An 11,954-nucleotide genomic window follows, 5' to 3' on the forward strand; every position below is an offset into this window, starting at 1 on the left:
GCCGTGGCCCCGCGCCATGGGGTGGAGGGGCGCATGCGCATTTCAGGGGCGCGGGGAACTGCGCGACCAGCCCCCACCGGGCGGCACCCGCGAACACGCCCCCGCCCCACGGCGAACCGGCGGCCCTAGAACGGCCGAAGCCCTTCCTCCCGGCGCTGGGCGAACCCGGGGGTCGGGTCCAGGTACACCCTGCGCACCGCAGGAAACCGCTCCTGCAACCGCCGAGCCGCATCCTCACAGGCCCACTCGATCTGCGCGGCGGTGGACGCGTCCCGGAAGTCCACCTTGGCGGCGACGAGCGCCTCCCGGGGCCCCTGCACCAGCGTGGTCAGTTCGAGCACCGCCTCGACGTGCTCCCCCGCGAGCAGCAGGGACCGGATCTCCGCCCGGACGGACTCCGGAAGGGGCCGCCCCACGAGCAGCCGCACATTGGACCGGCCGAGCACCCACGCCACCCAGAGCAGCAGCACCCCGATGCAGAGCGAGGCGACCGCGTCCCACACCCCGGACCCGGTGAGCTGCCCGCCGAGCAGCCCGCCCGCGGCGAGCGCGAGCCCGACGAGCGCGGCGCTGTCCTCCAGGACGACGGCCTTCACCGCGGTGTCGGGCGTGTGCTTCAGATACGTACCGACGGGCGCCCGGTACCTCGCGGCCTCTCCCCGCGCCTGCCGGACGGCGGTCCGCAGCGAGAACCCTTCCAGGACGCACGCGATCGCCAGGACGATGTAGGAGACCAGCGGGTCGCCCAGCTCCTCGCCCGCGACCAGCGTGTGGATGCCGTCGTAGAGGGAGAAGACGGCGCCGCCGACGAACGTGGCGACGGCGGCGAGCAGCGCCCATACGTAGCGCTCGCCGCCGTGGCCGAGCGGGTGGTCCTCGTCGGCGGGTTTCTCGCTGCGTTTCAGGGCGGTGAGCAGGAGCAGTTCGGTGACGGTGTCGGCGAAGGAGTGCGCGGCCTCGGAGAGCATCGCGCTGGAGCCGCTGATGACACCGGCGACCGCCTTGGCGAGGGCGATGCCCAGGTTGGCCGCGGCGGCGATGATCACGGTGAAGACGCTCTCCCCGCCCGCGGCTTCCTCTTCCCCGGCTCCCTCGGCACCCGCGCCCGCATTCCGTGCGTCCATGTACGGGACGTTATGTCCCTTCAGCGCGGAACGCGAACGACGCCTTCCTGGATGACGGTGATCGCGAGCTGCCCGTCCCGGGTGTAGATCCGGGCCTGTCCGAGCCCCCGGCCGCCCGAGGCGGAGGGCGACTCCTGGTCGTAGAGCAGCCATTCGTCGGCGCGGAAGGGCCGGTGGAACCACATGGCGTGGTCCAGGGAAGCGCCGACGACGTCGCCGACGGCCCAGCCGCCGCGGCCGTGCGCGAGCAGCACGGAGTCGAGGAGGGTCATGTCCGAGACGTACGTGGCGAGGCAGACGTGCAGCAGGTGGGCGTCGGCGTCGGTGGCACCGTCGAGCTTGCCGTTGGTGCGGAACCAGACCTGGGAGCGCGGCGGCTGCGGCTCGCCGACGGAGGCGAACGGCGGGGCGTCCACGTAGCGCAGGTCGACGGCCTCGCGCGCTTCGAGCAAGCGGTGGACGACGCCGGGGTCGACGAAGGCACCGGCGTACCGCGGCAGCAGCTCGGCGGCCGTGGGCAGCGTCTCCGGGTCGGGCGCGGCCGGCATGGCGGCCTGGTGGTCGAGCCCGTCCTCGTAGGTCTGGAAGGACGCGGAGAGGTGGAAGATCGGCTGCCCGTGCTGGATGGCGACGACGCGGCGGGTGGTGAAGGAGCGGCCGTCCCTGATCCGGTCCACGGTGTAGACGATGGGCGCGCCCGGGTCCCCCGCGACGAGGAAGTACGCGTGCAGGGAGTGGGCGTGCCGGTCCGCCGGGACCGTGCGCCCGGCGGCGACGAGGGCCTGCGCGGCCACCTGTCCGCCGAAGACGCGCGGGACCACGGCGGAGCGGGACTGGCCGCGGAAGACGTCCCGCTCGATCCGCTCCAGGTCGAGCAGATCGAGCAGGGACTCAAGTGCCTGATTCATACCGTCAGTTGTACTTAGTAGGCAGGCCGGCCGGGTTACAGGCCCATGTTCTTCGCGATGATCATCTTCATGACCTCGCTGGTGCCGCCGTAGATGCGGTTGACCCGGTTGTCCGCGTAGAGGCGGGCGATCGGGTACTCGTTCATGAAGCCGTAGCCGCCGTGCAGCTGGAGGCAGCGGTCGATGACGCGGTGGGCGACCTCGGTGCAGAACAGCTTCGCGGAGGCGGCCTCGGCGGCGGTCAGCTCACCGGCGTCGAGGGCTTCCAGGGCGCGGTCGGCGACGGCCTCGGCGGCGTCCACCTCGGCCTGGCAGGCGGCCAGCTCGAACTTGGTGTTCTGGAAGGAGGCGACCGGCTTGCCGAAGACCGTGCGCTCCTGGACGTACTCCTTGGCGAACCGGACGGCGGCCTTGGCCTGCGCGTACGCGCCGTAGGCGATGCCCCAGCGCTCGGAGGCGAGATTGGTGCCGAGGTAGCCGAAGCCCTTGTTCTCCTCGCCGAGCAGGTCCTCGGCGGGCACCTTCACGTCGACGAAGGCCAGCTCGGCGGTGTCGGAGGTGCGCAGGCCGAGCTTGTCGAGCTTGCGGCCGATGGAGTAGCCCTCGGACTTGGTGTCGACGGCGAACAGGGAGATGCCGAAGCGGCGGTCGTCCTCGCGCGGCGCGGAGGTGCGGGCGCAGACGATGACGCGGTCGGCGTGGACGCCGCCGGTGATGAAGGTCTTGGCGCCGTTGAGCACGTAGTGCGTGCCGTCGTCGGAGAGCTTGGCGGTGGTCTTCATGCCCGCGACGTCGGAGCCGGTGCCCGGCTCGGTCATCGCCAGGGCCCACATCTCCTGACCGGAGACGAAGTTCGGCAGGTAGCGCTTCTTCTGCTCGTCGGTGGCGAGCATCTTGATGTACGGCAGGGCGAGCAGCACGTGCACACCGGAGCCGCCGAAGGAGACACCCGCGCGCGCGGTCTCCTCGTACTGGATGGCCTCGAACTTGTGGGTGTCCAGGCCGGCGCCGTCGTACTCCTCGGGCACGTTGATGCCGAACAGGCCGAGCTCCGCCATCTTGGCGTACAGCTCGCGCGGCACGACGCCCTGCTGGAACCACTCGTCGTAGTGCGGGACGACCTCGGCCTCGATGAAGGCGCGCAGGGTCTCCCGGAACGCCTCGTGGTCCTCATTGAAAACGGTACGGCGCACGGAGAACTCTCCCTCTACGACGGTCTCTACGGCAGCTGTGCGGACGACGGCCACACTACTAAGCGCTTGCTCAGAGCCACGTTACCGGTCAGTCACGAGAGCGTCCAGAGACGCACGTCACTCGGCGGCGCCCGGTGCGGCGGCCGCCGCGAACGCGCCGCGCGCCAGCTTGTGCAGCAGGGCCGCGGTCGCCGCCCGGCCCGGCAGCGAACCGGGGCGGCTGAGGTGCGGCGTCGAGTTCAGCAGCCCGAAGACCGCGTGCACCGCCACGCGCGCGTGCGGCTCGGCGAGGCCGGGATAGACCCGGCGCAGGCACTCCACCCACAGCTCGACGTACTGACGCTGCAACTGGCGCACCAGCTTGCGGTCGCTGTCGCGCAGCCGGTCCAGCTCCCGGTCGTGCAGCGTGATCAGGTCGCGGTCGTCGAGCGCGAAGTCGATGTGCCCCTCGATGAGCGAGTCGAGCAGCGCCTCGGGCCCGTGCACGGCCTCCGCGACCCGCCGCTCGCCCCCGGTCATCAGCTGGCCGCTGATCCCGACGAGCAGCTCGGCGAGCATCGCGTCCTTGCCCGCGAAGTGCCGGTACAGACCGGGGCCGCTGATGCCGACGGCGGCGCCTATCTCGTCCACCCCGACCCCGTGGAAGCCGCGCTCGGCGAAGAGCCGCGCGGCCTCCTGGAGGATCTGCTCGCGGCGGGTGGGGGCGTCGGTTCTGGTGGCCATAAAACAATTCTAGACAGGGAGGTTAGCGACCGTTAACCTGACCGCAACAGGTTAACGCTCATTAACTTCGGCGGAGGCCGTGGACCGGGTGAGGAGAGCGCAGGATGCACGAGGCACCGGAGCTGTCGAGCGCGGCAGATCCCGCGTCGCAGGCCTGGCGGGCCAATGAGGCGGCCCACCGGGCGCTCGGCGAGGAGCTGCGCGGCAAGCTCGCGGCGGCCCGCCTCGGCGGCGGCGAGAAGGCCAGGGCGCGGCACACCGCCCGCGGCAAGCTGTTGCCGCGCGAGCGCGTGGACTCCCTGCTCGACCCGGGCTCCCCGTTCCTGGAGCTGGCCCCGCTGGCGGCGGACGGGATGTACGACGGCCAGGCGCCGGCCGCCGGAGTGATCGCCGGGATCGGCCGGGTCTCCGGCCGCACGTGCGTGATCGTCGCCAACGACGCGACGGTCAAGGGCGGCACGTACTACCCGATGACGGTCAAGAAGCACCTGCGCGCCCAGGAGGTGGCCCTGGAGAACCGGCTGCCGTGCGTCTACCTGGTGGACTCCGGCGGCGCCTTCCTGCCCATGCAGGACGAAGTGTTCCCGGACCGGGAGCACTTCGGGCGGATCTTCTACAACCAGGCGCGGATGTCGGGCGCGGGCATCCCGCAGATCGCGGCGGTGCTGGGCTCGTGCACGGCGGGCGGCGCGTACGTCCCGGCGATGAGCGACGAGGCCGTCATCGTGCGCAACCAGGGGACGATCTTCCTGGGCGGCCCGCCGCTGGTGAAGGCGGCCACGGGCGAGGTGGTGACGGCCGAGGAGCTGGGCGGCGGCGAGGTGCACTCCCGCGTCTCCGGCGTCACCGACCACCTCGCCGAGGACGACGCGCACGCGCTGCGGATCGTACGGACCATCGTCGCCACGCTGCCGGAGCGCGGCCCGCTGCCGTGGTCGGTGACCCCGGCCATCGAACCCAAGGTGGATCCGGCGGGGCTGTACGGGGCGGTACCGGTCGACTCGCGCACCCCCTACGACGTACGCGAGGTCATCGCGCGCGTGGTCGACGGCTCGCGGTTCGCCGAGTTCAAGGCCGAGTTCGGCCAGACGCTGGTCACCGGCTTCGCCCGGATCCACGGCCACCAGGTCGGCATCGTCGCCAACAACGGCATCCTGTTCGCCGAGTCCGCCCAGAAGGGCGCCCACTTCATCGAGCTGTGCGACCAGCGCGGCATCCCGCTGGTCTTCCTGCAGAACATCTCGGGCTTCATGGTCGGCAAGGACTACGAGGCGGGCGGGATCGCCAAGCACGGCGCCAAGATGGTCACGGCGGTGGCGTGCACCCGCGTGCCGAAGCTGACCGTCGTCATCGGCGGCTCGTACGGCGCGGGCAACTACTCGATGTGCGGCCGCGCCTATTCACCGCGCTTCCTGTGGATGTGGCCCGGCGCCAAGATCTCCGTCATGGGCGGCGAGCAGGCCGCGTCGGTGCTCGCCACCGTCAAGCGCGACCAGTTGGAGGCGCGCGGCGAGGACTGGTCCGCCGAGGACGAGGAGTCCTTCAAGGCGCCGGTCCGCGCCCAGTACGAGACGCAGGGCAGCGCCTACTACGCGACAGCCCGGCTCTGGGACGACGGCGTGATCGACCCGATGGAGACCCGCCAGGTCCTCGGCCTGGCCCTGACCGCCTGCGCCCACGCGCCGCTGCCGGAGAAGTCCGGCGGGTTCGGCGTCTTCCGGATGTGAGGGGAGGAACCGTGAGAGGAGAGACGACGGTGCAAGCCGTTCCACACGCACCGGGCACGCACACCGCGGCACCGGCCCTGTTCGACACCGTCCTGGTGGCCAACCGCGGCGAGATCGCCGTCCGCGTCATCCGTACGCTGCGCGAGCTGGGCATCCGCTCGGTGGCCGTGTACAGCGACGCCGACGCCGACGCGCGGCACGTGCGCGAGGCCGACGAGGCGGTGCGGATCGGCCCGCCCCCGGCCACCGAGAGCTATCTGTCCGTGGAGCGCCTCATCGAGGCCGCGACCGAGACCGGCGCGCAGGCGGTGCACCCGGGGTACGGGTTCCTCGCGGAGAACGCGGGGTTCGCGCGCGCCTGCGAGCAGGCGGGCCTCGTCTTCATCGGCCCCTCCGCGGACGCCATCGCGCTGATGGGCGACAAGATCCGCGCCAAGGAGACCGTCGCGGCGGCCGGCGTGCCGGTGGTCCCGGGCGGCCGCGACCCCGAACTGGCCGAGGCGGCACGGCAGCTGGGCGCCCCCGTCCTGCTCAAGCCGTCCGCGGGCGGCGGCGGCAAGGGCATGCGGCTGATCCGCGACCTGACCACCCTGGAGGAGGAGATCGCGGCGGCGCGGCGCGAGGCGCGCGCCTCCTTCGGCGACGACACGCTCCTGGTCGAGCGGTGGATCGACCGGCCCCGCCACATCGAGATCCAGATCCTCGCCGACGCGCACGGCAATGTCGTGCACCTCGGTGAGCGCGAGTGCTCGCTCCAGCGCCGCCACCAGAAGATCATCGAGGAGGCGCCGAGCGTCCTGCTCGACGAGGCCACGCGCGCGGCGATGGGCGCGGCGGCGGTGGAGGCGGCCCGCAGCTGCGGTTACCGGGGCGCGGGCACGGTGGAGTTCATCGTGCCCGGCGAGGACCCGGGCGCGTACTGCTTCATGGAGATGAACACCCGCCTCCAGGTCGAGCACCCGGTGACCGAGCTGATCACCGGCCTGGACCTGGTCGAGTGGCAGTTGCGGGTCGCGGCGGGCGAACCGCTGCCCTTCACCCAGGACGACATCACGCTCACCGGGCACGCGGTGGAGGCCCGGCTCTGCGCCGAGACGGTCTCCGTGCGCGAGGGCGCCCGCGGCTTCCTGCCGTCCGGCGGCACGGTCCTCGCGCTGAGCGAGCCGCAGGGCGCCGGGGTGCGCACCGACTCGGGCCTCAGCGAGGGCACCGAGGTCTCCTCCCTGTACGACCCGATGCTGGCGAAGGTCATCGCGTACGGGCCCGACCGGGCGACCGCGCTGCGTCGGCTGCGGGCGGCGCTGGCCCGGACGGTGACGCTCGGCGTGCCGACGAACGCCGGGTTCCTGCGCCGCCTGCTGGCGCATCCGGACGTGGTGGCGGGTGCGTTGGACACCGGGCTCGTGGAGCGCGCGATGGACGGCCTGGTCCCGTCCGAGGTCCCGGCCCCGGTGTACGCGGCGGCGGGCGTCCTGCGCCAGGAGCGGCTCGCGCCGGCCGGTGAGGCGGGGTGGACGGACCCGTTCGCGCGCCCCGACGGCTGGCGGCTCGGCGGCGATCCGGCCTGGACCGCGCACCATGTGCGGGTGGCGGGCCACGACCCGGTCGAGGTGCGGGTGCGCGGCGCCGAGGTCCTGGTCGACGGCGTCCCGACGCGGCCGGCCCGGCTCACGGCGACCGCCGGCGACTGGCTGGCCCTGGACGGGGACGCCTGGCACGTACAGGACCACGACCCGGTGGCCGCGAGCCTGACCGGCGCGGGCTCCGGCGGCGCGGGCTCCCTGACGGCGCCGATGCCCGGCACGGTGACGGTGGTCAAAGTGGCGGTCGGCGACGAGGTGACGGCGGGCCAGTCCCTGCTGGTCGTGGAGGCGATGAAGATGGAACACGTCATCGCGGCCCCCCACGCGGGCGTGGTGACGGAACTGGACGTGACCCCGGGCACGACGGTAGCGATGGACCAGACCCTGGCAGTGGTGAACCCGTCAACCCCCGAGCACGCAAGCGTCCCGCCAGGGGCGCGGGGCTGTGCCGATGAGCCGCTCCGCGGCGGAGCGCGAGCAACCACGTCGGCGTCGCACACGCCACCATCGCAGACCTCCCACGGCGAGGAGGCGAAAGCATGACCCCCGAACTCCCCATGGTGACCCCCGCCCAGAACCTGCCAGAAAAAGTCCGCATCCACGAGGTGGGCCCCAGGGACGGCCTCCAGAACGAGAAATCCACGGTCCCCACGGAGGTCAAGGCGGAGTTCATCCACCGCCTGGCCGAGGCCGGCCTCACCACCATCGAGGCGACGAGCTTCGTCCACCCCAAGTGGGTACCGCAACTGGCGGACGCGGAGACCCTGTTCCCCGCTCTCCAGGACCTCAAGGGCGTCCACCTCCCCGTACTCGTACCGAACGAACGCGGCCTGACCCGGGCCCTGTCCCTCGGCGCGAGCCGCCTCGCCGTCTTCGCCGCCGCGACGGAGTCCTTCGCGAAGGCGAACCTGAACCGGACGGTGGCCGAGTCCCTCGCCATGTTCGAGCCGGTCGTGGCGCGGGCCAAGGAGGGCGGCGCGCACGTGCGCGGCTATCTCTCCATGTGCTTCGGCGACCCGTGGGAGGGCGCGGTCCCGGTCCGCCAGGTCGTCGCGGCCGCCACCGCGCTCATGGACCTGGGCTGCGACGAGCTGAGCCTCGGCGACACGATCGGCGTGGCGACGCCGGGGCACGTGACGGCCCTGCTGACCGCGCTGAACGAGGCGGGGGTCGCCACGCCCCGCATCGGCGTCCACTTCCACGACACGTACGGCCAGGCGCTCGCCAACACCCTGGCGGCGCTCCAGCACGGCGTGACGACGGTCGACGCCTCCGCGGGCGGCCTCGGCGGCTGCCCGTACGCCAAGAGCGCCACCGGCAATCTCGCCACCGAGGACCTCGTCTGGATGCTGCGCGGGCTCGGCATCGAGACCGGGGTCGACCTGGACCGTCTGAGCGCCACGAGCGCCTGGATGGCCGCCCGGCTGGGGCGGCCCAGCCCCTCCCGCACCGTCCGCGCCCTGACCCACCAGGAGCAGTGAGTACCGATGGACCACCGCCTCAGCCCCGAGCTGGCCGAACTGCGCCGTACCGTCGAGGCGTTCGCGCACGACGTCGTCGCGCCGAAGATCGGCGACTACTACGAGCGCCACGAGTTCCCGTACGAGATCGTGCGCGAGATGGGCCGCATGGGCCTGTTCGGACTGCCCTTCCCCGAGGAGTACGGCGGGATGGGCGGGGACTACTTCGCGCTCGGCATCGCCCTGGAGGAGCTGGCGCGCGTCGACTCCTCCGTGGCGATCACCCTGGAGGCGGGCGTCTCGCTGGGCGCGATGCCGCTGCACCTGTTCGGCACGGAGGAGCAGAAGCGGCAGTGGCTGCCGAAGCTGTGCGCGGGCGAAGTGCTCGGCGCGTTCGGCCTCACCGAGCCGGACGGCGGCTCGGACGCGGGCGGCACCCGCACGACGGCGGTCCGCGACGGTGACGAGTGGGTGATCAACGGCTCGAAGTGCTTCATCACCAACTCCGGTACGGACATCACGGGCCTGGTCACGGTCACCGCCGTCACCGGCCGCAAGCCGGACGGCCGCCCGCTGATCTCCGCGATCATCGTGCCCTCGGGGACGCCGGGCTTCACGGTCGCGGCGCCGTACTCGAAGGTGGGGTGGAACGCGTCGGACACGCGGGAGCTGTCCTTCTCCGGCGTGCGCGTCCCCGCGGCGAACCTGCTGGGCGAGGAGGGCCGCGGGTACGCGCAGTTCCTGCGCATCCTCGACGAGGGCCGCGTCGCCATCTCCGCGCTCGCCACCGGGCTGGCCCAGGGTTGTGTGGACGAGTCGGTGAAGTACGCGGCCGAGCGGCACGCGTTCGGCAAGCCGATCGGGACGAACCAGGCGATCCAGTTCAAGCTGGCCGACATGGAGATGCGGGCGCACATGGCCCGCGTCGGCTGGTACGACGCGGCCTCGCGGATGGTGGCCGGGGAGCCGTTCAAGAAGGAGGCGGCGATCGCCAAGCTCTACTCCTCGACGGTGGCCGTGGACAACGCGCGCGAGGCGACCCAGATCCACGGCGGGTACGGCTTCATGAACGAGTACCCGGTGGCCCGGATGTGGCGGGACTCCAAGATCCTGGAGATCGGGGAGGGCACGAGCGAGGTGCAGCGCATGCTGATCGCGCGGGAGCTGGGGCTCACCCCGTAGGGCCCCGGGTACGGCGGGCCCCGCCCTCTGGACATGCCAGGAACTTAGGTTAACCTACCCTCAGTTCCGCAGAAGCGACCCGGCGCCTGGTCCGGCACGTCCGAAAGCAGCTCGTCATGCCCTACGCCCGCCTGTCCCGCCCCACCCGCCGCGGCGTGCTCGCCGCCGGCGGTGCCCTCGGCCTCGGTGTCGCGCTCGCCGCCTGCGGCGACGACGACGGCGCCAAGGACGGCGGCGGCGCCGCGACGAAGGGCGCCTCCGGCCCCTGGTCCTTCAAGGACGACCGCGGCACCACGGTCAAGCTCGACAAGGCCCCCGCGACCATCGTCGCCTTCACCGGCGTCGGCGCGGCCCTGTGGGACTACGGCGTGCGGGTCAAGGGCGTCTTCGGCCCGACGACGACCAAGGGCGGCAAGCCCGACGTCCAGGCCGGCGACATGGACGTCTCCAAGGTGACGGTCCTGGGCAACGCCTGGGGCCAGTTCAACATCGAGAAGTACGCGGGCCTCGCCCCGGACGTGCTGGTCTCCACCACGTTCGACGCCGCCGGCACCCTGTGGTCGGTCCCCGAGGAGTCGAAGGACAAGATCGCGAAGCTCGCCCCGAGCGTCGCGATCTCCGTCTTCGACCGTCAGCTGACGCAGCCGCTGGAGCGCATGTACGCGCTGGCCGAGTCGCTCGGCGCCGACCTGAAGGCCGACAAGGTCGTCGCGGCGAAGAAGCGGTTCGAGGACGCGGCGGCCCGGCTGCGCAAGGCCGCCAAGGCCCACCCGGACATCAAGGTCCTCGCGGGCAGCGCGAGCCAGGACATCTTCTACGTCTCCGGCACGAACCTCTCCATCGACCTGGAGTACTTCAAGGCCCTCGGCGTGAACTTCGTCGAGCCGACGGAGGCCGCGAAGAAGGAGTCCGGCGGCTGGTTCGAGAACCTGAGCTGGGAGAACGTCGACAAGCACAAGGCCGACATCATCATGATGGACGACCGCAGCCAGACCATCCAGCCGGCCGACATCGACGAGCCGACGTGGAAGCAGCTGCCCGCCGTCAAGGCCGGCCAGGTCATCCCGCGCTCCCCCGAACCGATCCTCTCCTACGACAAGTGCGCCCCGCTCCTGGAGAACCTGGCCAAGGCCATCGAGACGGCGAAGAAGGTGTCCTGATCCCATGACCGTGACGGCCGAAGCCCCCACTGTCGCCCCTTTCCGATTCTTCGATCTGCGAGTGGTACACACCCGGCGGCTCGGCCCGTCACTGCTCCGGGTCACCTTCACCGGAGAGGACCTGGCCGCCTTCCACGGCGGCGGCCGGGACCAGTCCCTCTCCCTCTTCCTGCCCCACCCCGGCCAGCCCGCCCCCGTCCTGCCGCCCGCCGAGCCGGGCGACGACGGCCGTGCCTGGCACGCGGCGTACCGGGCGATCCCGGCGCACGAGCGGGCCGTGATGCGCTCGTACACGCTGAGCGGCCAGCGCCGCGGCCCGGACGGCGCCGTGCGGGAGGTCTCCATCGACTTCGTCCTGCACGACGACGGCCTGGCGCCCGCGGGCCCCGCCTGCCGCTGGGCGCAGGGCGCGCGCCCGGGCGACCGGGTCGCCGTGCTGGGCCCGGCGGTCGCGGAGAACGCGGCCGTGCGCTGCCGGCCGCCGCGGGACTTCGACTCCATCGTCATGTGGGGCGACGAGACGGCCCTGCCCGCGGCGCTCGGCGTGCTCGCGTGGCTGCCCGCGTCCGTCGCGGCCCACGTCTTCCTGGAGGTTCCGCACCGCGACGACATCCAGCCGATCGTGACGGCGGCCGACCTCACCGTCACCTGGCTGGTGCGCGGCGAGGGCTGCGTCACCGCCCTCGAAGCCCTGCGCGCCGCGCGGCTGCCCGAGCGCGCCCGCCCGTACGCGTGGCTGGCGGGCGAGTCCGGGACCATGAAGGAGCTGCGCCGCCATCTCGTGCGTGAACGCGGGTACGACAAGCGGGCGGTGACGTTCGTGGGGTACTGGAAGCGCGGTCTGAGCGAGGACGCGCTGCGGGAGCAACCGGTCGCCGCGTAGCGAGGATCCAG

Annotated in this window: 10 protein-coding genes; 6 read left to right on the forward strand and 4 right to left on the reverse strand. The window is 72.2% G+C overall.

The genetic code is table 11. From position 1 onward, the window contains the following. Positions 1 to 125: 125 nt before the first annotated feature. The 4 genes from ABZY33_RS23165 to ABZY33_RS23180 all read right to left on the reverse strand — a co-directional run bounded on the left by ABZY33_RS23165 (position 126) and on the right by ABZY33_RS23180 (position 3,948). Entirely contained in the window at positions 126 to 1,124 is a 999-nt protein-coding gene (locus ABZY33_RS23165) for a cation diffusion facilitator family transporter (protein ID WP_356493537.1), read from the reverse strand. 20 nt (positions 1,125 to 1,144) lie between these two features. Next, entirely contained in the window at positions 1,145 to 2,032 is an 888-nt protein-coding gene (locus tag ABZY33_RS23170; RefSeq protein WP_356493538.1) for an acyl-CoA thioesterase II, read from the reverse strand. A 35-nt stretch (positions 2,033 to 2,067) separates the two neighbouring features. Continuing rightward, positions 2,068 to 3,225 carry an acyl-CoA dehydrogenase family protein gene (locus tag ABZY33_RS23175; RefSeq protein ID WP_356493539.1) on the reverse strand — a complete coding sequence of 386 codons (1,158 nt, stop codon included), beginning with the start codon at positions 3,223 to 3,225 and terminating at the stop codon, positions 2,068 to 2,070. Positions 3,226 to 3,342: 117 nt separating this feature from the next. Beyond that, positions 3,343 to 3,948 carry a TetR/AcrR family transcriptional regulator gene (locus ABZY33_RS23180; protein ID WP_356493540.1) on the reverse strand — a complete coding sequence of 202 codons (606 nt, stop codon included), beginning with the start codon at positions 3,946 to 3,948 and terminating at the stop codon, positions 3,343 to 3,345. 104 nt (positions 3,949 to 4,052) lie between these two features. Here ABZY33_RS23180 and ABZY33_RS23185 point away from each other — a divergent pair, with 104 nt between their 5' ends. From ABZY33_RS23185 to ABZY33_RS23210, 6 genes are all read left to right on the forward strand, one after another. After that, on the forward strand, positions 4,053 to 5,675 hold the full coding sequence (locus ABZY33_RS23185; RefSeq protein ID WP_356493541.1) for a carboxyl transferase domain-containing protein: 1,623 nt from the start codon (positions 4,053 to 4,055) through the stop codon (positions 5,673 to 5,675). A gap of 77 nt (positions 5,676 to 5,752) precedes the next feature. Continuing rightward, complete coding sequence (locus ABZY33_RS23190) at positions 5,753 to 7,801, forward strand: biotin carboxylase N-terminal domain-containing protein (RefSeq protein WP_356493588.1); 2,049 nt, start codon at positions 5,753 to 5,755, stop codon at positions 7,799 to 7,801. Then, a complete protein-coding gene (locus ABZY33_RS23195; protein ID WP_356493542.1) occupies positions 7,798 to 8,739 on the forward strand; it encodes a hydroxymethylglutaryl-CoA lyase in 942 nt (313 codons plus the stop codon). The genes ABZY33_RS23190 and ABZY33_RS23195 overlap by 4 nt, the downstream gene beginning before the upstream one ends. A 6-nt stretch (positions 8,740 to 8,745) precedes the next feature. Continuing rightward, a complete protein-coding gene (locus tag ABZY33_RS23200) occupies positions 8,746 to 9,900 on the forward strand; it encodes an acyl-CoA dehydrogenase family protein (RefSeq protein WP_356493543.1) in 1,155 nt (384 codons plus the stop codon). Between the two features lie 116 nt (positions 9,901 to 10,016). Continuing rightward, positions 10,017 to 11,060, forward strand: a complete 1,044-nt coding sequence (locus tag ABZY33_RS23205; protein WP_356493544.1) for an ABC transporter substrate-binding protein — start codon at positions 10,017 to 10,019, stop codon at positions 11,058 to 11,060. 4 nt (positions 11,061 to 11,064) lie between these two features. Beyond that, positions 11,065 to 11,943 carry a siderophore-interacting protein gene (locus tag ABZY33_RS23210; RefSeq protein WP_356493545.1) on the forward strand — a complete coding sequence of 293 codons (879 nt, stop codon included), beginning with the start codon at positions 11,065 to 11,067 and terminating at the stop codon, positions 11,941 to 11,943. The last annotated feature ends 11 nt before the right edge of the window (positions 11,944 to 11,954 follow it).

The organism is Streptomyces sp. NPDC006552 (assembly GCF_040611655.1).
Lineage (GTDB): Bacteria > Actinomycetota > Actinomycetes > Streptomycetales > Streptomycetaceae > Streptomyces.

Bases quoted from the DNA above. Each gene is read 5' to 3' on its own strand.
- ABZY33_RS23185 (WP_356493541.1), top strand. From the start codon at position 4,053: ATGCACGAGGCACCGGAGCTGTCGAGCGCGGCAGATCCCGCGTCGCAG.
- ABZY33_RS23180 (WP_356493540.1), bottom strand. From the start codon at position 3,948: ATGGCCACCAGAACCGACGCCCCCACCCGCCGCGAGCAGATCCTCCAG.
- ABZY33_RS23165 (WP_356493537.1), bottom strand. From the start codon at position 1,124: ATGGACGCACGGAATGCGGGCGCGGGTGCCGAGGGAGCCGGGGAAGAG.
- ABZY33_RS23205 (WP_356493544.1), top strand. From the start codon at position 10,017: ATGCCCTACGCCCGCCTGTCCCGCCCCACCCGCCGCGGCGTGCTCGCC.
- ABZY33_RS23200 (WP_356493543.1), top strand. From the start codon at position 8,746: ATGGACCACCGCCTCAGCCCCGAGCTGGCCGAACTGCGCCGTACCGTC.
- ABZY33_RS23170 (WP_356493538.1), bottom strand. From the start codon at position 2,032: ATGAATCAGGCACTTGAGTCCCTGCTCGATCTGCTCGACCTGGAGCGG.
- ABZY33_RS23195 (WP_356493542.1), top strand. From the start codon at position 7,798: ATGACCCCCGAACTCCCCATGGTGACCCCCGCCCAGAACCTGCCAGAA.
- ABZY33_RS23210 (WP_356493545.1), top strand. From the start codon at position 11,065: ATGACCGTGACGGCCGAAGCCCCCACTGTCGCCCCTTTCCGATTCTTC.